Here is a 21,993-nt window from a genome sequence, read left to right as displayed (position 1 = left end):
CGCTGGCCTTGTCGCTGTACAGCGCAACCGGCTTGCCATGCTGCTCGAGGTACGCGCGCATCGCCTCGAAGTAGCTGAACGTCGATTCGGTCGCGGTAAAGTGCAGCGCCATCAGCCGGCCCGTTGCATCGTCGATGAACACCAGCAGCGTGCAGGCGGGCGCCCGTTCCTCGAACCACCGGTGATCACTGCCGTCGATCTGCACCAGTTTCGCCCAGGCACGCGCGGCGGTTTCTCGGCTGATGCAGCTTCGGTGGCCGCTGTTTGCGCGGAATCCACAACCCGGCCTCACGCATCCAGCGCCGCACGGTTTCCTTCGCCAGCACCACGCCATGACATTCGGCGAGTTTCTCGCACGCCAGCGTCGGCCCGAAATCCGCGTAGCGTTCACGCACCAGCGCCATGGCCCGCGCCCGCAGATCCACCGGCAGTTCGCGATTGCTCGGCTGGCCACGCCGCGCCGAAACGAGCCCGGCCGGTCCGGCAGCCTCGTAGCGCCGCACCAGCCGGCTGACCTGACGCTCGCACAGCTGTAGCCGCTCAGCCGCCAGCACGATCGTCAGGCGATGCTGGACGACTGCCTCGATGATCTTCACGCGCTCGAGCTCGTGCATGCTGATCGTGATGAATCCACGTCCGTTCATGGTCTGGCTCCGGGCTGGCTGGGTTGCCGCAGCATGCACCACAGCAGTCAGCCCGGAGCAGGAAACCGGACATTTCTAATGAGCCAGAACCGGACATTTCTAAAAAGCTCTGACAAGCAAAATGTTGATAATTTATATTATGTCAAATCAACTATTCGATGTCCTTAAGCAAGATGCCCAAATGACTCGACTGACACCCCGCATGGCCATGCCCGCCGTTATCCTCGCCACGCCGCTCTTCATCTTCAGCGTCAACGCAGAATCGAGCGACGTCCGATGACGGACCTAGCCGCTATAAATCTCGATGCGATTCCTTCCCCGCTCCTTCGCCCGATACAGCGCCGTGTCGCCGCGATATAGCGACTGGTCGACGCCGACGTCGCTCGTACGAATCATATCGATGCCAATACTGACGGTCATCGGGATCGGCTCATCTCCGTGCAGCATGGGAGTCCGCGAGATACGCTGCTGGACTCGCGCTGCACGTGTGATAGCCGCATCGGTACCGGTATTGGGCAGCACCATCGCGAACTCCTCGCCGCCGAGCCGGCCTACGATGTCGCCAGGCCGCACTTCAGCGCGCAGCAGCGCAGCGAAGTGACTGAGCGCTCTGTCGCCAACTGCATGTCCCCAGCGGTCGTTGAGCGCCTTGAAGTGGTCCAGATCGAACATCAGCACGGCCGCTACGCTACTGCCGGCGCGCCGGATGCGCGCTAACTCCGCCTCGCTCTGGACCATGAAGTGGCGGCGATTGGGAAGTTGCGTCAGGAAATCGACGGTTGCCAGTTCCTGTAACTCCGCCTCGATGCGCTTGCGATCGGTCACGTCCGTGATGAAGCCGTGCCACAGCGTGCTGCCGTCGTCCAGCCGTCGCGGCTGTGCATCGCCTTGTCGCCAACGCAAGCCTTGTTGCGGCAGTTGCACGCGATATTCCAGGTGCCACGGCAATAGACTCGCAGCCGATGCTTGAAGCGATTCCCGGTACGCGCCCAGATCACGCGCATCGATCAGTGCGTCGATCGTATGCGCGCTAGTTGCTGCCTGCTGCGGCGTCAGCTCGTAAATGTCGCGAATGCCGTCGCTCGCATACGGGAATGAAGCCACCCCGTCGGACATCAGCCTGTACTGGAAGACCATGCCCGGTACCTCGTTGGTCAGATTCGTGACCATCTCGATGGACTGGTGCAATTGCGCGGTTGTCTCCCGCAACGCAGTAATGTCGGTCGATGTGCCGACCATGCGCAGTGCGTGACCGGCGCTGCCGCGCTTGACGACCTTGCCGCGGCTACAGATCCATTTGTAGCTGCCGTCCTTGCAGCGAATCCGGTGCTCGACCATGTAGCTGTCGGTTTTGTTGTCGAAGTGGCTTCGCATCGTCGCCTGCACATAAGCGAGATCGTCTGGATGCACGCGAAGATAGGCGTCTTCGATGCGGTTGCCGACTTCGTGCTCCGCGTAGCCGAGCATCGATTTCCAGGCGGCCGAGTAGTCGATTTTGCCCGTGAGAACATTGCGATCCCAGGTGCCGGTTTCGCTGCCGGCAAGCGCCAGACTCATGAGCTCCCCGCTGGCCTCGAGTTCTTCGACGCGCTGACGCAGCGTGGCAAGTGACCGGTCGCGCTCAAGTCCGTGGGCAATCAGCCCTGCCAGTTCGCGCAGGAAATTCCGCTGGGTGTCATCCAGGGTGCGAGGCAATTTATCCAGCAGGGTCAGCGCGCCCAGGTGGCGCCCGTCATCGTCCGTCAGCTCGCAGCTGGCGTAAAAGCGCGGCAAGCGTGCGGCGCTGCCACTTCGTCCGCCGCCAAAACGCTCGTCGTCCGCTGTATCTGACACGACGACCACTTTCGCCCTTGGCGAAACCGCATGCAATGACGGAGCGGACAGATTCGGCGGCAACAGATCAGGCGCTAAGCCGTGGAACGCATGAAGCCGCTGTCCATGAGCGTCAGATACCGTGACTAATGCGGTATCCACGTTGAAATGAGTCCGCGCGAGGCGGGTCAATGTCTGACAGTGTGGGTCAGCCGCCGGCACGGCCAGATTGCTGGGCGCGAGCGACGCAGACACCATGTCGTCTTCAACGGAAAATGTACTGGCCACCATGGGAATGCATTCCGTACGAGATTGCAAAGCGAGGCAACGACCTGTTTAACGGCGCCGACTGCCACGAATTTAGGAGGATTGATTCTATCCCCTCGCTGGGCAATCCTCCGACGCAACCGGTGCACCCGAGGTTCTGGCGAGAAAATTCCGCGTAACATGAGCTTGGTAGAACCGGCCCAGTTCAGGGCGATGTGCCACGTGCGAGGCAGAAATGCGGCTAGCTGACTTCATCTTGCAGAACATGGAAGCGATCGTCGCGCAGTGGGAGGCGTTTGCTGCCACCCTGTTGCCCGCTGCGGCAAACATGAAATCGCCCGCTCTGCGCGACCATGCGCAGCAGATCCTGCAGGCGGTCGCAAAGGATCTCTCAACGGCCCAGACGAGGGAAGCACAATTCGAAAAATCAAAGGGGCACGCACCTCGGTTGATCGATGCTCCCGAGACTGCGGCACAAACGCATGCGATTCTGCGGGCTCGAAGCGGCTTCGACATCAGGCAACTGGCAGCGGAGTATCGCGCGCTTCGCGCGAGCATTCTGCGTTTGTGGATGGACGAGTGCCCGCGCGACGAACTGGATATGGACGATGTCATCCGGCTCAATGAGGCGATCGACCAGGCCCTCGCTGAGTCGCTAGGTCATTTTAGTGCCCAGGTTGAGCAGGCTCGTAACCTGTTACTCGGAATGCTCGGACATGACATGCGCAGCCCGCTTCAAACGATTCAGATGACCGCCTCCTATCTTGTCGCCCTGAATGCCGGAGAGAATGTGACGCGCGCGGGGAGCCGGTTGATCAGAAGTGGCGCCCGAATGCACGCCCTCCTGGACGATCTGTGTGATTTCAACCGGACCAAGCTAGGATTGGGCATCAATATAGCGCCGACGCAGGTCGACCTTGCGGCTGTGTTTGGCGACGAACTGGACCAACTCCGTACGATACATCCTGACCGTCGCCTGAGGCTGGCGATAGCGGGCGAATGTCGAGGGGTGTGGGACGGTCAGCGTCTGCAGCAAATGCTCGGAAATCTTGTGCTGAACGCAATAAGGTATGGTGCGCCGGACACGCCAGTGCGTGTCAGTGTGACTGGCGAGGATGCCGATGTCCGCGTCGTTGTCGCGAATAACGGCGCTGCAATTGCGCCGGCAGACATCGAACAGATTTTCGAGCCTCTGAAGCGCGGCGCGGACCATGAGGAAAAATACGAGGAAGACAGCCACCTCGGGCTCGGGCTGTATATCGTGCGCGAAATTGTGAAGGCCCATGGAGGCGAAATCGACGTTCGCTCCGAACAAGGGGAAACGGCGTTCTCGGTACGGCTGCCACGCAACCGCTAATGTTTCATCGGGCGCTCGCCGGAAGTCAGGACTGTCCCCTCCCCCCGCCCCCGCCCCCGCCCCCGCCCCCGCCCGTGTAAATAATTGCTCTGCACAGGGGGGCGCAGCGCTCGGTCGAGCTCAGGAAGCGTGCATGCCATATCGCCCATTACCCCGCGAGGCTGTGGTGTTGGCGGGATAGGGTCAGTCAGGCAGCGCGATTTTGCGTGCTGGGCACAACCCATGCGGCATGACAATTGGCAACGCGTTGCCATGCACGGTATTTTCGCCATGCATCCGCCAGAGCGTCCGCTCTGAGAGCCGGGCGCCCATCGTTGGGTGCGGACAACCATTCGGTTGCACCGCTGTCCGGGTTGATTCATGGTCGTACGCGATTCTGGCGGGTACGGGGACATAACGGGTCCACCTTGGCATCCGCATGGAATTGCTTCGGCCAGCAACCGGAGAAGTCTCATGTTCATTCACAACAAACGCCTCCAGTACACCGTGCGCGTCGCTGCGCCGAATCCGGGCTTGGCTAATCTGCTGCTAGAGCAGTTCGGCGGCCCTCAGGGAGAACTCGGTGCCGCCTGCCGGTATTTCACCCAGGCCGTCGGCGAAGATGATCCGGGCCGGAAGGATCTGCTGTTCGATATCGCAACGGAAGAGCTAAGTCATCTGGAGATCATCGGGTCCATCGTGGCGATGTTGAACAAGAGTGCCAAAGGCCAACTTGCCGAAGCCGTGGAGGCAGAGGCAGAGCTTTATCGATCGATGACAGGCGGCGGAAACGATTCTCACACGACGGCGTTGCTTTATGGCGGTGGCCCGGCGCTGACCAATTCGGCCGGCGTACCGTGGTGCGCGTCCTATGTCGACACGATCGGCGAACCCACGGCTGATCTGCGGTCGAATATCGCCGCCGAAGCGCGCGCAAAGATTGTCTACGAACGGCTCATCAACGTCACCGACGATCCGGATATCAAGGAAACGCTCGGCTTTCTGATGACGCGAGAGATTGCTCACCAGAAATCGTTCGAGAAGGCACTGCATTCGATTCAACCTAACTTCCCGCAGGGCAAGCTGCCGGGTGTGCCGCAATACACGAGCGTGTACTACAACATGTCAAAAGGTGATGATGCGCCGCGCGGACCGTGGAACGAGGGTCCGGATTGGGAGTTCGTCGAGTCTCCAGAGCCGGCGGTGGACGGTGGGGATGGACTGGCCTCAGTCAACGTATCGCAGCGTGATGTAGAGGTGCTGCAGGCGATGGCATCGAGAACTGCGTCGGATGCGACCTCCGATCCGACAACAGGTGCGGACCTCGGCGCGGGTCAGACTGTCTGACGTTGTTGGCGATGACGCGGCTGTCTCAACGGCCGCGTTTTCCAAGCCACCCGATTGTGTGCAAGGGCCTACAGCGTTGCGAACACACGACCCGTTGCCGTCATTCAAGTCACCGCGGGGTGTGCGGCCGTACTCAAGCGCGAACTGCCGCACGTGGCTCGCGACGACTGACCGCAAACGCCAACAAGGGCGCTTTCATCACTGACCACCAGAAGTCCGGTCATGAAAGAAGCCGACTGCAGAACTTATGTCCGATGCCGCATACGGGCGGCACTCGACAGGTCGGTTGCCACACTCCCCTCGCTTATAATCGTCCGCATTGATAGTGATTTCACCGGCGGAGAGCCCCACTTTATGAGTCAGCCACATGGGCGATATCCGGGATCTCGGGACAAGGGCGCGCGTCAATCGCGCCAGCCCTCAAAGACGACATCCCACCGACAAAACAAACCGTATGTAAAATCCCCACCCGCCCGAGATCCGGGGCAGACCGCATCCATTTTCAAAACGCGTTCGTTCAAATGGCTGGTCGATGCGGTTGGCGCGGAGAACATCGCACTGGGACTCGATTCGAACCTGTCGCGCGTGGCCGAACTGATCAACGGTGAGAGATTCACCCCCGAGACGGCCTTTCACATTGAAACGACGCTCGGGTTGCCCGACGGTTTTTTCGACCAGCCCAACCCTGCCCTCACACCCGAAACCATCAGTCGTCTGAAGGCGCCGCTTGACTTCGTCCACACAAACGCCGAACCCGAATTGGCGGACGAGCATGGTCCTTCAACGCTGGCGAACCACCGCACGCCTGCTGACCGCTTGCCCAAGGAACCAGAAATGCCAAAGAAAATGGATGGCGGCTCGCCAAAGACCGTCGTGAAGCACAGTCCTGCACCGGCAAAGTCAGCCACTGAGTCTTCATCGAAAGCCGCGTCGGCGAAAGCCAAAGCGCCGATGAAACGGGGGGCTCAGCAATCCCTGCCGTTGAACGACGAGGCGGCCGTGCAGAACCTCCGTCGCGCCAACCTGCACGTCCTCACCTCCCGCAAGGGATCGAAGGTGCGACTCGCCGCGGTGGTGGATATCAGCGCCTCCAACCTGGACAACCGTCTGTATGGTCAGAAGCGCATGGACGACGCCGAAGCTCATCGTTTCACTGAACGCCTTGGACTGCCATCAGGCTGGCTAGATGTTCCGCGTGTGGTAACGGACATTCCTGAAGCGGTGTCGGCGCTGCTCGATCCGCAATCGGGTCGGCCTGCCTCCAGTCAGCAGGAGCAACCCGCCGCGACAAAGCCGGAAACGGTAGTGGCAAAGAAGTCCACGACCAAGAAAGCCAAAACCGCGAGCGATCGGCAGGTTCACCCGCAAGGGTCTGAGTCAGAGCGCAACAACAGCACTGCCGTGACGAAGGAAGCCGTGGAGCAACAGGAGCCGGCACCCGCGCCTGCCGCCGATCTTGCGCTCAGGCAACCTGCTGACAAAGATGTCCCGACGCCCGCTTCTCACCAGCAGCCTGCGCCAACTCCGTTTACCGAGTTCGTCGCGGAGCCGCGTCGTTCTGCTTCTGTCACTAGCCTGGACGATCTGATCGGTATTGAACCGATCGCAGAGGCGCTGATCAAGACCCTTGCAGGCAAGGCACGGACTGGCCGGCTGGACGAGGCGAAGGCGTTGGAACTGTTGCGCCAGATCGTGTCGCTCTGATGGGGATGGTTAGCCCGTGGGAACTCCGCAGCGGCGGCACTGTGTCCCCTGGCTAATCAATCGCGAGACGGGCAATAACATCGTCCCTATGTAGCTTTTAGCGGTCGCCCGAACGTCGGTCTGAGCCGTTGCGCAGCTTGACGGTCTTCGTGCTGGCCACCGGTGCGTCGTCGGAGCGACCCGCCGCAAGCGCGTCGATCAACGCCTGGATGCGCGCAGTCCGCGTTCGCCCACCCGGTACGAGCAGATTGACCGGCAGCGGTGCGGGCCGGCACTGCGGCAATACTTCGACGAGTGCGCCGCTCTCCAGGTGCTGGCGCACAATGAAGGCGGGCGTCTGCGTCAGGCCGGCGCCGCGCAACGCAGCTTCAACCAACGCTTCGCCGTGATTAATGCGAAAGCGCGACGACGGGGTGACCGTGACCGGTTTGCCGCGTTCGGAGAATTCGAGCGCCCGGTCGCGGCCCGTCGTCGGCATGCGGAACGCAACCAACGTGTGGTGGCTCAGATCCGCGACCCGGCGAATTCGCGCGTGTGCACTGAGATACGCGGGACTCGCGCACAGCAGGAGATCTTGCGAGTCGACCTGCCGCGCGATCATGCTCGAATCGCGCAGCGCGCCAAAGCGGATCACGGCATCGAGCCGTTGCGCGACCAGATCGACCTGCTCGTCGGACAGTCTTAAATCAATATCGAGTGCGGGAAAGCGCTGCTGCAGATTCGCCAGTACCGGCAGCATGACGCGCGTGCCGTAGCCGATCGGCGCGCCAATGCGCAAGGTTCCCGTCGGCGTATCGTTGGCGCCGACACTGCGTAGATCCAGCGCTTCGATCTCGTCGAGCAGTCTCGAACACTTCGCGAAAAGACGCTGTCCCTCGGCGGTCAGTTGCACCGAACGCGTCGTGCGATGAAACAGCCGCACACCGAGGTCCTGTTCGAGCCGTGCGACGCTTTTCGCCACCGACGACGGGGCGAGACTCAATTCGCGAGCCGCCTGCGCGAAGCTTCCATGCGTTGCGACCGCGGCGAAATTGAGAAACTGGCTAAGGTTCTTCATCGACAGGATTCCCGACATTCAGTCATCAATGAAACGGCTCACGGGAGATCAAACGCCAGTGCGTAAAGCGGTAAATTGGGTTTCGACACAACCCGCTCAAAAGGAATTCCGATGTATGCCAAGAATACCCTTCCCGTCGAATACGATTTCGGCGGATCGCGCGCGCGCATTCTGATCTCCGGCGCACAGTCAGCCGGATCGTACTGCATGATAGAAATATTTTCACCGGCGGGGCGCGCGACGCCCATGCATCGACATCAGCACGAAGATGAAACCATCCATGTGATCGACGGAGAACTCGATGTCGATATCGAAGGCACGCGGCTCACGTTATTCGCGGGAGAAACCGTGCTGCTTCAGCGTGGCACCGCGCATCAACTGATCAATCGCAGTGAACGCACGGCTCACTATCTGGCGATCTGCGCGCCGGCCGGCTTCGACAAATTTGTGGAAACCGTCTCTGAAGTCATGACGCCACCGTTCGAGAGCGAACCGCCAACCAGCGCTGCGAAGCAACGAATGATCGACGCCGCACCGCACTTTGGCCTGACGTTGCTGCCGCCCACCGCCGCGCGCGCGGGCTGAGTTAGCGACATTGATGGTTGTCGCGGTTCGTCATTGCAAGCCGTGGACATCGTGGGCTGCAGATCATCACGCGTGGATTGGTGGTCATCGTTGCAAGTCTCATGGTGTCCCGCCTTATTGCGCTATGTTCGGGCATGAACGGAAAACCGCTGCTGCGTTCGCCGCAAGTACAGCGTGGCCTCAACCGTTTCGCGAACAGGGTATTTGTCGGACTGGCGTTGAAACTCGCCACCGCGAGACTATAGTGATGAGGCAACGCGTGTAACGTAAAGCAGACCGGGCGTGCATTGAGTCGATCAGTCAAAACAGGACTGCGTCGCGGCGGCAGTCAGCCGCTTGCGTCGACGTCAAACTTTCTTAAGGAGAATGGCATGGGCACGGCTTCGCTCACCTCGGGCATCGATCATATCGGTCTTACCGTTAAGGATATCGACTCGACCAGCGCGTTTTTTATCGAGTGTCTTGGCTGGAAAAAAGTCGGGGAAAAACCGGAGTATCCGGCGGTTTTCGTGTCGGATGGACACACGCTGTTGACGCTGTGGCAACGCAGGAGCGAAGAGCCCGTCGTGGAGTTCGACCGCAAGGCGAATATCGGACTGCACCATCTGGCGATCCGCGCTACCGATGAAGACGCGTTCAATACAATTTACGAGCGCACATCGAAGTGGCCTGGCGTGAAGGTCGAATTCGCGCCGGAACTGCTCGGCAAGGGGCCGAAGCGTCACATGATGATTTACGAACCGGGTGGAATTCGGATTGAGTTCGACCTGAACGCGCCGGCATAGGCGAGATAACGCGCATGGCCGGTGAGATGCGCGTCTATTGATCGCGTGCGGTGGCAAGCGAGTCGCGTAGCGACCTCAGCGCGATCGTCGGGCAATGCACCGGTCCCCTCTTCGACACTGCTCGTCGTCGCGCGATCTGGATCTGCTCGGGGGCACCCGTGCTCATCGTCTGGCGAAAAGCTCTGCGGCGCGGTGCCGCAGCGAACAACGCGCACAGCCACCGAGGAGACATCGCAGCGCCGTGTTTCGGGCCGCATTGTGCGCGCTGTCGCCGCCGGTAACGTCGGTCGCAGCGTCAGTTACCATGCCCGCATCATGTCGAGCCTGGCCCCCGCCCGCGCCGACATGATCGCGCCGCTTCCGAAGGCGTCAAGCTACCGCCAGCCGCCTCCCGTCCCCCGGCGGTCAATCTATAAGTTGGTGGCCTGGAAGCTGACCTGTTGCCAGGCACCATCACGTTGCGCCCATACCTGAGTGGTCATGATGTGCATGGCAATGCGCTGTGACGATTCCTTCATTTCAATGGTCTGGGCCAGAGGTCCGGTTGCGACAGCAAGGCCGCCGTAGACCCGCACGTCGAGTTTCTCGCGGCTTGCATCCAGAAAGCGGATCTGCTTTTCGACCATCCGTAGATGCGCTGCAGCACATGGAGCGTGCGATCGAAGAACTTGAGTTTGCCGTCGGCGAGTTGGGGCTTGCCGGTATCGAAGTCGGCAGCAATGTGAACGGCGTGCCGATCGGCGACCTGCGCTTCTGGCCTTTCTTCGAAGCTGCGCAAGCGCTGGGCGCGGCGATTTTCGTGCATCCGTTGCGGCCGGCCGGCATGGATCGGCTGGTCGGACCCGCGTCGCTGGAGCAGATCGTTGCCTTTCCAGGCGAGATCGGTCTAGCCGCGGCGTCTATCATCACCAGTGGCCTGACCACGCGATTTCCCCGCTTGCGCATCGCGCTGAGTCACGGTGGCGGATCGATCCAGACCTTGCTGCCACGCATGCAGTTCGCGTGGGAGCGACAGCTCGCATTGCGCGATGCGATTCCCGTAGCGCCTGGAGATGCCGCTCGCACGCTGTATTACGACGACCTGCTGTACAGTGCGGTCGGGATTCGCGCGCTGATCGACACAGTCGGCGACGATCGCGTGATGATCGGCACCGACTATCCGTTCGCGATCATGGACACCGATCCGCTGCGCGTGTGGCGTCTTTGGGGTTGGGCAATCGCGTGGAGGAAGCGTTGCGATGGAGAAATGCGGCGGCGTGGCTGGGTCTGGATCAGAGTGTTCGGGATGCCACGGGGGCTGCACTTGAGCGGTAAATGAATCTCAGCCGGCAAGACCCATCGGCATCGATTGGTAGATGCGCGGGTCCATCAGCGCCACGTCGCCGATAATCGGGCGAAATGCCATATGAGCGAGCACGTCGCGTTCGATGTCGATGCCGGGCGCCACTTCAATCAGCTGTAGCCCCTCGGGCTGCAGCTTGAATACGCAGCGCTCGGTCACGTACAGCACGGACTGCCCCTTTGCCGCGGCAAGCGGTCCGTTGAAGGTGATCTGCTCAACCGCGTCGACGAATTTGCTCGTACGCCCTTCGGCCACGATGCGCAGTTGGCCGCCTTCGGCACGGGTGGCGTCTCCGTCTGCGGTGAAGGTTCCGGCGAACACCAGCTGGCGCGCATTCTGGCTGATGTTGATAAACCCGCCGGCGCCGGCAAGATGAGAACCGAACCGGCTGACATTGACGTTGCCGGCGCGGTCGATCTGTGCCATGCCGAGGCACGCGAGGTCGAGGCCGCCGCCGTCATAGAAATCAATCTGCTGATTCTGGTGCAGTAGCGCCTGCGTATTGATGCCGACGCCGAAATCGAGGCCGCCCACGAGCATGCCGCCGACCACGCCGGATTCCGCAGTTAACGTCAACTGATCGAGTATGCGCTCCTCCGCAGCGACTGCCGCGACGGCCTCCGGCATGCCGATTCCAAGGTTGATCACGCCACCCAGAGGCAACTCGAACGCACAGCGCCGCGCTATCAGCTTGCGCTCGTTGAGTTCGAGTGCCGGCAGGCTGTCGATAGCGACGCGGATCTCGCCTGAATAGGCCGGGTTGTAATCGGTGGCATAGGTTTGCCGATGCGTCGCTGGAGGCGCCACCACCACGCAGTCGACCAGCGTGCCGGGAACGACCACGCGTCGTGCATCGAGCGAGCCGCTCGAGGCGATTCTTTCCACCTGCGCAATGACGAGGCCGTTCGAATTTCGCGCTGCCATCGCGGCCGCCTGAGCGTCGAGCAGCAGGGCCTCGCGCTCCATCGTGATGTTGCCTTCGGGATCGGCTGTGGTGCCGCGAATCAGCGCGACGTTGATTTTGAAGGCCTTGTAGAAGAGCCACTCTTCTCCGTCAATTTCCATGACGCGCACGAGATCTTCGGTCGTCCGCGCGTTGATCTTGCCGCCGTCCTGGCGTGGATCGACGAACGTCCCGAGCCCTACCTTGGTGACGGTGCCCGCCTTGTGGGCGGCGGAGTCGCGATAAAGATGAGACATCGTTCCCAACGGCAGGTTGTAGGCCTCGATGCGGTTGTCCGTCGCCAATTTCGCGAGCTTGGGAACGAGCGACCAATGGCCTCCAATGACACGACGTACCAGTCCCTCGTGGGCGAGCCGGTTCAATCCGCGCTCCTTGCCATCGCCGCACGCGGCCGCGAAAACGAGCGTCAGGTCACGTGGACCATCGGTAGTGAAGAAACGACGCTCCAGTGCCGCGATCAATTCCTCCGGCGTACCCGTTCCGACAAAGCCGGAGCAACCCACCACGTCCCCATTGCGGATCAACGCGATGGCTTCGTCGGCAGTTTTGATTTTGTCTTTCATCGTGGCTATTCCGTTTCGGGTTCCGTGAGCGCCGGAGGATCAGTGTCGGGAGATGCCGGACGCATCATCAGCCGGAATTGTAGAAACGCTGAATTAGATGAGAATTACCTGGCAACTCGAATGCCACGGCAAATAGACCAGAGGATGTATTGACGCGCGTAGCAGCATTGGGGCGCGTAGCGGCAACGGGGTGACCGCCAAATAAACTGAAATTTCTGAACCGGTCGGAAAGCTTCGCCAACTGCCCAGCCGGGGAGCGTCCTCGTTATAATTCGCCAGCCTTAAAAATATAACCAGGTGCTTCGTCCGGGGAAGTCAATGGCACGTGTCAGGTGCAAAGTCTTAGAGACCATGTTTTCGGTTCGGCGTGCGCCGTCCCTATCCGCTATCAAACGCAGCGTGTTGATGCTTCTGAGTGGGCAGCAACTTTTGATAGCCAGCGACGCACCGCAAAAAACCAGCAAACTGCTGTGGTATTACGACTGGGCGACGATCGGCGACGCCATCATGGACCTGTCACAGAGATTCCTGATAGACCCGCGCATATCCATCGATCTATGCATGCCGCATGGCCCGATCGAGCTTTTCGTCGACGATGACCGATTTCGCCGCGTGTCCCGTTCGCTGGACGATTGCGACGCACGGTACGACATGGTGATTGTTCAGAGCCTGACGACCAGAACCATTTTCAAGAAGCTTCAATATCATCCGTTCACGCCGTGGCTGTCGATCATGGCGCACCGCAAGGATGAGCGCTTTTCAAGGATTCAGCTCGCCTACGAGCAGATTGCGCGCGTCTTCAGTACGTGCGGCCCGGGCCCGGTCGAACCGGCATTGAGGCTCCCGCACCGGCCTTTACCCTCGCAGCGATTCAGTATTGCAGTCGCCGTGGGCGGCGGTGACAAGCGCCGTCGATACGAAAATTGGGCACAGCTTATCTGGCTGATTTCTTCGAACTGGCCTGAGCATATGCCGGCGCCGCGATTCGTTCTGATTGGAACAGGCGACACAGCGCTCGACACCGTGAAAACAGTTTGCGCTCAACCGGATTGCGGCGAGGTCGAACCGCACATCGATCTGCCGACCATCACTGCAGCGGCCGGACTGATCCAGCAGAGCTCATTTTTTATCGGAGCGGACGGCGGGCTAATGCATATCGCAGCAGCCTTGAGAAAGCCTGGCGTCGCGATCTTCTGTGACATAAAGCCAGAGTGGCGACTCCATTCGAACTCGAAGATGCGGCCCGTTTTCTCGGAACACGATATCAATGCTATAGCGCCCGAGAGAGTCGCAGCCGCGGTAGTCGAGTATTGTCGCGAGTTGACGCAGACAGCGACTAGCGCTCTTCCAACTCCTCAACGCGCGCAGCAGAATGGTTGGAGTGTCGAAGCCACCCTGTTTGAATAGCGATCGGCGTGTCGGTGTTCCGGATGCGGGTATCGACAGTCCATGCCGCGATCGCTCGCGCCACCTCTTCACGGCGCAGGGTCATTGCTTCGCGCTGGCCGTGGCGGGATAAACGGTCGTCCAGTCCTCCTTCATACTGACGACGACCCATCCTTCGCGGTTGGCTTCGTCCCAGGCTTTGTCGAGCCGCGCCATCGACGATTGCCTGTCATACGCGAACTCGCGATCGGCATCGTCGTGATGCAGCAGCAATGCCAGCGTTTCGCCAGGACCGCTCGCGACGTATTCGAGCATTTCCCGATCGCCGTCAGAATTACCGAACGCGAGAATGGGACGCTTACCGATCGAGCGAAAAATACCGACAGGTTTGCCGGGGCCGTCGTCGACAAAATCAATGCCCGGCTGGCGAATCAGAAGCGGCCTGCCGTTGCGGATTTCGTACTTGAGCTTCTCCTGCGTTCCCACGACCTGCTCGGGCGGAATGCCATACGCCTCATTCACCCACACGCGCATGAATTCGGCGGTGCCGCCCGAAACAATCCACACGCGAAAGCCGTTCGCCCGCAGCAAATGGAGCAGTTCAAGCTGTGGCTGGTAGACAAGAGCGGTGTAAGGACGATTGAGTACGGGATGTTTCGCGCTGGCGAGCCACGTACGGATCGACTTGTCGTATTCGTCGGTGCTCATGCCGCTGTTGGCCACCGCGATCATCTGCATCAGCGCTTTGGGGTTTTTGGCGAGCGTTGCGGTGTCGTTCGCAAGCAGCGCCTTGTAGGCCGGACTGCGGGTCCATTCCGGATGCTGCGGCGCGGCCGCTTTCAATTGCTCGATCATGAACGACAACTGGAACGGCATGGGCTGCTCGCTCCACAGCGTACCGTCGTTATCGAACACCGCGATACGCGCTTCCGGCGGCACATAAGTCGGCGACCCTTCGCGCGTCACATCGGCGATGAACTTGACGATGGCCGCGCGGGCCGCGCCTTTCTGCCACGAAGGCAACGCCGCTTCCAGTTGCTGGATAGACGGCGGCTGTTGCGATGTGGCGGCCGGTGGTTCATGGGTCGCGCACGCGCTCAGCAGCGCGCACGCGCAGAAAATGAAGCCGCTGACGCAGCGCGGCACCTGCTGTATCCGTGCATGAGATCCGAAGAAGCGCATTGTTATCCTCGCGCACTGGAAGGAATCTGATCCACGCCTCCCAAGTGCCATTGGTCGATGAAACAGGTGATGTAGCAAGCGTGCTTCACTACAGCCGACAGGTCCATTCGACTTGCAAGCAGGATATCGCGTCGTGTTCGGCGTGCATGTTCATCCGCTCGCGGCCTCTCGTGCAGCGATATGGAGCCACTGGGCGTTTTTCCCACAGAAGCTACGCTGACACCATAGGTAGTTGGGGCAGACCGATTTCCCCTTCGGGCAATATTCAACTTCGCCCTTCCCTTTCATGCCGACGGCAACTACATTAGGTTCCGCGAGTGCATCGCGAACACCCGGATGCATCTGCCGCCGACACGCCTTCAGATTCACGAGGCGTTTCTCTCACGAATGGGGAGAGCACAATGAAGCGAAGCGTTTTAGCCATTCTGATGGTGGCCGGAACGGTGGTCGCGCCTCATGTCGAGGCGCAAACGGCGTCGGACGCTGCCGCAAGCAGCCCCGCCACTGCGGCGAGCAGTCCCGCCAATCCGGTGGATCCGGCTGCTATCCAGGCGCTTAAGACAATGGGCGCGCATCTTCAGTCGCTCAAACGGTTTAGCGTGTCGGTCGATCTGATCGGCGAGCGCGTTCTCGACGATGGCCAGAAACTCCAGCACAGCGCCACCGCGCAACTCGATGTCGACCGTCCACACCGGGTACGCGCCGTGATGCGAACGGCGAGGAGCGAACACGAAATCTTCTACGATGGCAAAACCGTGTCGTTCTATGTGCCGCAACAGAAGTACTACTCGACGGTGGCGTTCGACGACAGTCTCGCGGCGCTGGTCGCGCGGCTACACGAGCGTTACGGCGTCGAGTTTCCGCTTTCCGATCTGTTTGTCTGGGGCACGCCCGACGCACCGACCGACCAGTTCGAATCCGCGATGTTCGCGGGCCAGGACTATATCGGCTCGGATATAACCAACCATTACGCGTTCCGCCAGAAGGATATCGACTGGCAGATCTGGATCACGCCCGGCGAGAAACCGTTGCCGCGCAAACTGGTGATCACGCGGCGGGATGACGATGCGCGCCCACAGTCGGTGTCGATCATCGACTGGGTCATGTCCCCGACCTTTAAAGACTCCGTGTTCACGTTCCGGCCGCCAGCGGGCGCGAAGAAGATCGAGATTGTTCCGGTTGGCGGAAAACGGGAGTAAGCCATGAAGACCGTATTTTGGCGAAATCGCACCTTGCTTCCGGTTCTTGTGACCCTTGGTGCCGCCCTTTGCGCAGCGCCGCTAACCGGTGCGCTTGCATTCGGCGGGGGCGGAGGGCATATGCAGCGAGGCGGACACGGCGGCGGTGGAGGTGGTGGTGGATTTCACGGTGGTGGTGGCGGTGGCGGAGCTCACGGTGGAGGCGGTGGCGGATTTCACGGCGGTGGCGGTCAGATGAACAATGTCCATGCCGACCCCCGCACGAACAACGTTCGCAACAGCAGCGTGAACAACGTGAACGTCAATCGCAATGTCAACGTGAATGCGAGCGGCAACGGTAACAACCACGGCGGAGACCATCACGACGACGGCCATCATGACGATCATCACGACGACTACCACCATGGCGGCTGGGACGACTATTACCACCCGGTAGCAACTGCCGCCGCGGTCACGGCGACGGTCGCGGTCACGTCGGCGGTCATCGGATCGATGGTGCGCACGGTTCCCGCAAATTGCGTCCCCGTGAACTATGGCGGAATGATCTATCAGCAGTGCGGTACGACCTGGTATCAGCCGCAGGGCCCGCAATACGTCGTGGTACGCGCGCCGTACTGACAGGTTGCCCGGTCGTCGCGTTTCCGGCGTTGGCTGACAGGCACAGGCTTGCGAGCGCGGCGGAAGCCTGTCGGGCAGCTTTGCGTTGACAGTCGCAGCCGTTTCCTTAGCCGCCCGTGAAACGGGAGGATCTCATCATGAGCACGCTGCCCGGCAAGATCAAACATGAACTCATGAAGGCCCTCCCGCCTACCCTGTTCTTTTTCTTCATTCTCCACGTCGTCACGCTGATTCGGGCCTTGATGATCAAAGGTACCGGCATTTCGGTCGGGACCTCGGGGTCGGTGCTGATCGCGTCGCTGATACTCGGTAAATCGGTCCTCGTCGCGGATATGCTGCCGTTCATCAACCGCTTCCCCGACAAGCCGCTGATCTGGAACGTCCTGTGGAAAACCCTGATGTACGCTATGGTCGCGCTGGTGGTCCATTTTCTGGAGCGGCTGTACGACTACTGGAAGGACGCGCCAAGCCTGATTGTCGCCAACCACAAACTCATCACCGAAATAAACTGGCCGCGTTTCTGGGCGATTCAGATATTGCTCGTCACGCTGATCCTGATGTATTGCGTGATCGCCGAATTGGCACGGGTGATTGGACACAGAACGCTCAAGACCATTTTCTTCGGTCCGCTCAATGGCTCGCGTGAATAAGCGCGCAGGACCCAAGCGGGGCTGATGATACCTACCGGACGGCTGGTGCGGTTGCGACGGCCCTCTTGCACCTCCTTGCAGCAAAAAATAAGCCAAAAGCAACAGCCGTGCCGCTAACATCGTGCAACGGATCTCGACAGGAGCGACGCATGCAGGATTTGATTAGACATCCCATCATTCTGTTCTTCGTCGCACTCATCCTGATGTCGCTTGCCGGCTGGATCGGCAGTTCGATTGTCAGGTCGCGGATGCCGCTGCACGAAAGCGCCAAAGACGACTACAAGCTCGTCCAGTCAGCCACGCTGACGTTGCTCGCGCTGATGATCGGATTCAGCCTGTCCATGGCGGTAGGTCGTTACGATCAACGCAAAAATTATGAGGAAGAGGAAGCCAACGCGATCGGCACCGAGTTCCTCCGCGCGGATCTGCTGCCCGCCGCTCAGGGTACGGCGATCCGCTCGCTTCTCGCTCAATACCTGCACTTGCGCATTGAGTTCTACCAGACCCGCGACACGCAACGCGTCGAGCAGATCGACACGGCCACGGCGGAGTTGGAGTCGCGTCTGTGGACGGCGGCCAAAGACGGCGCCCTCGCCCAACCCACTCCGGTCACCGCGCTTGCGGTCGCGGGCATGAACGACGTGATCAACACCCAGGGCTACACGCAGGCGGCATGGTGGAACCGGGTGCCGGTTGCAGCGTGGATACTGATGATCGTGATCGGCGTGTTCAGCAATGGACTGATCGGTTATGGCGCGGAAATCTCCAAAGGCAGAAACCGTCTTTTGTTAATCATGCCGATCACGGTGTCGCTGTCGTTCATGTTGATTGCGGATATCGACAGCCCCCGCAACGGCATTATTCGAGTCGTGCCGCAGAATCTTATTAGCACGGCACAATCTCTGCATAATCCCTGATAGCGCTCCGGATCGCCGGTGATCGGGAGCGGCGACGTCGACCTGAACGAGCGCGAGCAGGCGGTACTGCGCGGTATCGTGGCCCGGCCGGCTAAACAAACAGATAGCCATTGAGTTCGCGTTGAGCGAGTGAACCATCAAAACCCCCCGGTCCGATCTAATGCATCAATGTCATGCTGATTCGCCGGCCGATCTCATGAGGCGGGCTGATCCCGTTTTGCGAATCTGACAATGCCGTCGGCAGCACATTGCCCTGAAGGGCAATTGCATTGCCCCACGCCCCGATAGCGTCGAAGCTCGGCTCGCACGACACTTGACGTATCGGACGTTGGCACGCAATGACAGATACCAGACCGTTGATCGTAGTCGTCGAGGACGATGCCGGCATGCGTCGCGCTTTGCAGCGCCTGTTGCGCGTATCGGGTTTCGACACGCTGGCGTTCGAGAGTGCCGAGGCATTCGCGAGCGCGAACGACGCACGCGTGCCGGATTGCCTCGTGCTGGACGTGCAACTGTCAGGCGTATCCGGTCCGCGATTTTATGAGCAATTGGGTGGTCGGCGTCCTCCTGCCGTATTCATCACCTCGCACGACAGTCAGGCGACACGCAACGCAATCATCAATGCTGGCGGTCTCGAATTGCTGACCAAGCCATTTGTCGCCAGCGATCTGCTGGAGGCGATTTCACGGGCCCTATCGCGGGGTTCGCCGCCGTGACGACGCTCCGTGTCGGCAATCTCCGTGCGGGGAAATACCTCATCGCGATCGCTAACCATCGTGCTTTGCGAAAGTCGATCAATCAGGCACTTGTCGCCCTGTGCGAAGACGGGACCGGCGAACCGGTCGATCGGAAATGGTGTTCGAAATGGTCTTCGTCGAGTCAGTCGGCGGATGGCCGCGAAGGCGTTGCCGGAAAAATTTCTTTCGCTATTTTTCCATTGCCAATCAATCACTTAGCGCGATTCCTCGGCGTGGCGCATGAATCCTGAAAGCTCCGGCTAATTTTCCGTGTCTCAAGTGCCGTTATCATGCTGGCCGAACCAATATGATGGAGACAGAAGATGTTCAGGAAAGGAATGGTTTGCGCCGCGCTGCTCGTCACGGTAACGGGCGCTTACGCGGACTCGAAATGGGAGGTCATCAACCAGACCCCCACCGCGACGTTTTATATCGACACGACATCGATTGCGCGCACGGGTGACACAGTGAACGTCTGGACCAAAGCCGTGAACAGCACGCCGCGGATTCAGGATGGCGACAAGGTTGCCACCGCTTACGGGCTGGATCACTTTATCTTTAACTGCGCAGAGAAAACCGGCGCGCTCAGAAGCTTCGCCCGGTTTGACGAGAAAGGAACGGCAATCCAGTCGCTTTCGCGCAAACAATACGAACTTCAGGCGGTCGCTCCGGATACCCCAATGGCGAAGCTGCTCGAACGCGTCTGTCAGTAAGCGTTTGAACGATGCGGGCTCGCCTGAGTGAGGCAGCGAGCCGGTTCATTCTGACCAGGCTGCTTTTCAGCAGGCTCCCTGCTTACAGCCGCTTGGACCCAAGCCACGAGACGATGGCTTCGACAATCTCGTTCTTGCACTCAAGAGGCAGCCAGTGCCCGGCGGCAAGATTCGTGACGCAAAGGTCTCCGCAAGCGTCACGCATGGGGTCGCCGAGCCGGCCGCGATTGATATCGCAAATGGGGTCCCACTCACCGATGACGAATAACACCGGCTGACCTAAGCGGCCGTCGTCGGGCGCGCTATGGGCGTAGGCGATATTGGCGGTGTCGTTCAGATACCAGGCATTCGCCGGGCGAAAACCGCTGTGCCGGAATGCCCCGACCAGCGTGTCAAAATCGGCGGACGGCCAGAGCGCGGGGTCGAACGCGGTTGGCGGTGCACGATGAGACGAACCGTACCGGCCGCCATTTTGTGTGATCGACGCGGTCGGTGAAACCATTCCCACGGAAGCAGGATTGCCACGCCGATAGATCGACGCGAGCGTGGCGGGAATATCGGCCTCGAAGTCGCTAACCGTCTGGTCGAAGTGAGTCTGGTAGAAACGGAAGTAATCCCACTGCCCGTTCGGGTACCGATCGACCGGGTACAGCTGGCGGTCGATCAGCGGCACGAGACCACGCAGCGCAAACCCGTCGGGAAAGTACGGGACCGACAGCAGCACCACACCGCGGCTGCGGTTCGCATGATGCGCGCTCAGAGCGGCAGCAACGGGACTTCCCCAATCGTGACCAACCCAGATTGCCGGGCGAGCCCCCAGATGGTCGTGAAGCTCGACCATATCGCCAACGATCTCCATTAATGCATAAGCTCCGACATCAGCCGGCGCAGATGAGCCACCGTAGCCCCGCATATCCGGTGCGATACAGCGCCAGCCGCGTGACGCAAAGGCCTCGATCTGCGCGCGCCACATCAGCCCGATCTGTGGCCAGCCATGGAGGAAGATTATTAACGGCCCGTCGTCCGGACCGGCCTCCAGATAGCACGTCGTATGGCGCGGCGAGACCAAAGTTCGCACGTTCAGACGGGCTGCGTCGGGACGATCCGATCCTGCAATGACTGATTGGGTCGCACCAACCTCGTGCCCGGTGCCGCTGGCGGTGCTGCGAGAAGTAGCTGGCATGGCAACGTGTGACCTGATCAAGATGGGTTTATTAAACGCCTGTCTGACTCGCTTCAGGCTGGCTGACGGTGCGCAGAAACGTGACAAGACGGGCGTTGACCACATCAGGGGCTTCGTGTTGTACCCAATGGCCCACGTTGTCGAGTTCGAGTGCATCGATAAGACCCGGCGCGCCAGCGCGCATCCTGTCGATGCTGAGCGAATAGAGTTCTTTCAAACCGTCCGCCTTTCCCCAGATAAAGAATGAAGGCTGAGTCACTTTCGCCCCCTTCCACGCAGCGGATAAATAGAAATACGGTTCAGCGGCCCGATAGTAGTTCAATGCGCCGTGAAAGCCGGTGCGCTGGAATTCCGCAACGTTATGAGCGACGTAATCGGGCGCGACCCATGTCGGCAACGGTCGGGGAGCCGCGCGGCGAAAGCTGCGTGCGGGGTCGGTCGGACTCCACCGTTCATTCGCCGGCGCAGAACCGGAGGCCCAATAGAGAATTCCCGGAATGGTCACGGCAGCGTCGGCCCAGGCCTGGTCAGCTTCTGCGCGGATCTGGTCGAACATGTAGAAATCATCCTGATGTCCGGTTTTCCGCATTTTGTCGAAGATGCTCGTCTCACCGCGCGGCACGTAAGGAACGCTGAGGCAGAACACCGCCTTGAAGCGGTCGGGACGCATCAGCGCCGCTTGCCACGCATGGCTTGCTCCCCAATCATGACCGACGAGAACAGCGCTGCGGATATCGAGCGCATCGAGCAGTCCAACCAGGTCGCCGGCTGTCTGCAGAGGCGTGTACAAGGCTGGGTCCGATGGTGCGGAACTGCGCCCGTACCCGCGCATATCAGGCGCGATGGCGCGGTAGCCTGCCGCCGACACCGCTTGCATCTGCCGCCGCCACGTATAGGCCGTATCCGGAAAACCGTGACAAAAAATAACGGCTGGTCCCTCGCCTTGTTCAGTGACATGCAACGAGATGCCATTGGTACTGATGTCGTACTCTTTCATCGTGG

At 60.3% G+C, this 21,993-nt stretch carries 20 protein-coding genes and 2 pseudogenes; 14 read left to right on the top strand and 8 right to left on the bottom strand.

The window, feature by feature from the left end; translation table 11 throughout:
- Together LMG28727_RS32745 and LMG28727_RS32740 are read right to left on the bottom strand one after the other, a co-directional pair.
- A pseudogene (locus LMG28727_RS32745) lies at positions 1-644 on the bottom strand (ISNCY family transposase); the annotation flags it as partial.
- A 285-nt stretch (positions 645-929) separates the two neighbouring features.
- Positions 930-2,747, bottom strand: a complete 1,818-nt coding sequence (locus LMG28727_RS32740; protein ID WP_201646452.1) for a sensor domain-containing diguanylate cyclase — start codon at positions 2,745-2,747, stop codon at positions 930-932.
- 211 nt (positions 2,748-2,958) lie between these two features.
- Here LMG28727_RS32740 and LMG28727_RS32735 point away from each other — a divergent pair, with 211 nt between their 5' ends.
- The 3 genes from LMG28727_RS32735 (at position 2,959) to LMG28727_RS32725 (ending at position 7,110) form a co-directional block, all read left to right on the top strand.
- Complete coding sequence (locus LMG28727_RS32735) at positions 2,959-4,080, top strand: sensor histidine kinase (protein WP_201646451.1); 1,122 nt, start codon at positions 2,959-2,961, stop codon at positions 4,078-4,080.
- A gap of 453 nt (positions 4,081-4,533) precedes the next feature.
- Positions 4,534-5,406, top strand: coding sequence for a manganese catalase family protein (locus tag LMG28727_RS32730; protein ID WP_201646450.1), 873 nt, complete (start codon positions 4,534-4,536; stop codon positions 5,404-5,406).
- Positions 5,407-5,760: 354 nt separating this feature from the next.
- Positions 5,761-7,110: a hypothetical protein gene (locus LMG28727_RS32725; RefSeq protein WP_201646454.1), complete on the top strand. Its 1,350-nt coding sequence runs from the start codon at positions 5,761-5,763 to the stop codon at positions 7,108-7,110.
- A gap of 97 nt (positions 7,111-7,207) precedes the next feature.
- Here the strand turns inward: LMG28727_RS32725 and LMG28727_RS32720 are convergent, their stop codons facing one another.
- Positions 7,208-8,167, bottom strand: coding sequence for a LysR family transcriptional regulator (locus tag LMG28727_RS32720; protein WP_201646449.1), 960 nt, complete (start codon positions 8,165-8,167; stop codon positions 7,208-7,210).
- A gap of 111 nt (positions 8,168-8,278) precedes the next feature.
- Between LMG28727_RS32720 and LMG28727_RS32715 the strand changes: the two genes are divergently transcribed.
- On the top strand, positions 8,279-8,752 hold the full coding sequence (locus LMG28727_RS32715) for a cupin domain-containing protein (RefSeq protein WP_201646448.1): 474 nt from the start codon (positions 8,279-8,281) through the stop codon (positions 8,750-8,752).
- A 371-nt stretch (positions 8,753-9,123) separates the two neighbouring features.
- On the top strand, positions 9,124-9,537 hold the full coding sequence (locus LMG28727_RS32710) for a VOC family protein (RefSeq protein WP_201646447.1): 414 nt from the start codon (positions 9,124-9,126) through the stop codon (positions 9,535-9,537).
- Between the two features lie 410 nt (positions 9,538-9,947).
- On the opposite strand, the gene LMG28727_RS32705 is transcribed toward LMG28727_RS32710, so the two are convergent.
- Positions 9,948-10,163 carry a nuclear transport factor 2 family protein gene (locus LMG28727_RS32705; RefSeq protein ID WP_201646446.1) on the bottom strand — a complete coding sequence of 72 codons (216 nt, stop codon included), beginning with the start codon at positions 10,161-10,163 and terminating at the stop codon, positions 9,948-9,950.
- A gap of 20 nt (positions 10,164-10,183) precedes the next feature.
- Here LMG28727_RS32705 and LMG28727_RS32700 point away from each other — a divergent pair, with 20 nt between their 5' ends.
- Positions 10,184-10,855, top strand: a complete 672-nt coding sequence (locus tag LMG28727_RS32700; protein ID WP_236592542.1) for an amidohydrolase family protein — start codon at positions 10,184-10,186, stop codon at positions 10,853-10,855.
- Positions 10,856-10,867: 12 nt separating this feature from the next.
- Here LMG28727_RS32700 and LMG28727_RS32695 read toward each other — a convergent pair.
- Positions 10,868-12,406: pseudogene (locus tag LMG28727_RS32695) on the bottom strand (acyl CoA:acetate/3-ketoacid CoA transferase); the annotation flags it as partial.
- A 405-nt stretch (positions 12,407-12,811) separates the two neighbouring features.
- Here LMG28727_RS32695 and LMG28727_RS32690 point away from each other — a divergent pair.
- Entirely contained in the window at positions 12,812-13,813 is a 1,002-nt protein-coding gene (locus LMG28727_RS32690; RefSeq protein ID WP_236592545.1) for a glycosyltransferase family 9 protein, read from the top strand.
- An 81-nt stretch (positions 13,814-13,894) separates the two neighbouring features.
- Here LMG28727_RS32690 and LMG28727_RS32685 read toward each other — a convergent pair whose 3' ends face one another.
- Positions 13,895-14,974: an HAD family hydrolase gene (locus LMG28727_RS32685; RefSeq protein ID WP_201646443.1), complete on the bottom strand. Its 1,080-nt coding sequence runs from the start codon at positions 14,972-14,974 to the stop codon at positions 13,895-13,897.
- Positions 14,975-15,375: 401 nt separating this feature from the next.
- On the opposite strand from LMG28727_RS32685, the gene LMG28727_RS32680 reads away from it, so the two are divergent.
- The 7 genes from LMG28727_RS32680 (at position 15,376) to LMG28727_RS32645 (ending at position 19,808) form a co-directional block, all read left to right on the top strand.
- A complete protein-coding gene (locus tag LMG28727_RS32680) occupies positions 15,376-16,173 on the top strand; it encodes a DUF2092 domain-containing protein (protein WP_201646442.1) in 798 nt (265 codons plus the stop codon).
- 120 nt (positions 16,174-16,293) lie between these two features.
- Positions 16,294-16,791 (top strand): hypothetical protein, encoded by a 498-nt coding sequence (locus tag LMG28727_RS32670; protein WP_236592538.1) that lies wholly within the window; start codon positions 16,294-16,296, stop codon positions 16,789-16,791.
- A 137-nt stretch (positions 16,792-16,928) separates the two neighbouring features.
- A complete protein-coding gene (locus LMG28727_RS32665) occupies positions 16,929-17,441 on the top strand; it encodes a hypothetical protein (RefSeq protein ID WP_201646441.1) in 513 nt (170 codons plus the stop codon).
- A 149-nt stretch (positions 17,442-17,590) separates the two neighbouring features.
- Positions 17,591-18,358, top strand: a complete 768-nt coding sequence (locus LMG28727_RS32660) for a bestrophin-like domain (protein ID WP_201646440.1) — start codon at positions 17,591-17,593, stop codon at positions 18,356-18,358.
- Positions 18,359-18,696: 338 nt separating this feature from the next.
- Positions 18,697-19,074, top strand: a complete 378-nt coding sequence (locus LMG28727_RS32655; protein WP_201646439.1) for a response regulator transcription factor — start codon at positions 18,697-18,699, stop codon at positions 19,072-19,074.
- Positions 19,071-19,346, top strand: a complete 276-nt coding sequence (locus LMG28727_RS32650) for a hypothetical protein (RefSeq protein WP_201646438.1) — start codon at positions 19,071-19,073, stop codon at positions 19,344-19,346. The genes LMG28727_RS32655 and LMG28727_RS32650 overlap by 4 nt, the downstream gene beginning before the upstream one ends.
- 72 nt (positions 19,347-19,418) lie before the next feature.
- The gene (locus LMG28727_RS32645) at positions 19,419-19,808 is read left to right on the top strand and encodes a surface-adhesin E family protein (RefSeq protein ID WP_201646437.1); all 390 of its coding nucleotides are present in this window, start codon (positions 19,419-19,421) and stop codon (positions 19,806-19,808) included.
- An 82-nt stretch (positions 19,809-19,890) separates the two neighbouring features.
- On the opposite strand, the gene LMG28727_RS32640 is transcribed toward LMG28727_RS32645, so the two are convergent.
- Complete coding sequence (locus LMG28727_RS32640) at positions 19,891-20,877, bottom strand: alpha/beta fold hydrolase (RefSeq protein WP_236592536.1); 987 nt, start codon at positions 20,875-20,877, stop codon at positions 19,891-19,893.
- Positions 20,878-21,022: 145 nt separating this feature from the next.
- Positions 21,023-21,988 (bottom strand): alpha/beta fold hydrolase, encoded by a 966-nt coding sequence (locus LMG28727_RS32635; RefSeq protein WP_201646436.1) that lies wholly within the window; start codon positions 21,986-21,988, stop codon positions 21,023-21,025.
- Positions 21,989-21,993 lie beyond the last annotated feature (5 nt).

The sequence above is a fragment of the Paraburkholderia metrosideri genome (genome assembly GCF_904848625.1).
In the GTDB taxonomy this organism is placed as follows: domain Bacteria; phylum Pseudomonadota; class Gammaproteobacteria; order Burkholderiales; family Burkholderiaceae; genus Paraburkholderia; species Paraburkholderia metrosideri.
This window is presented reverse-complemented; position numbering and strand designations above follow the sequence as displayed.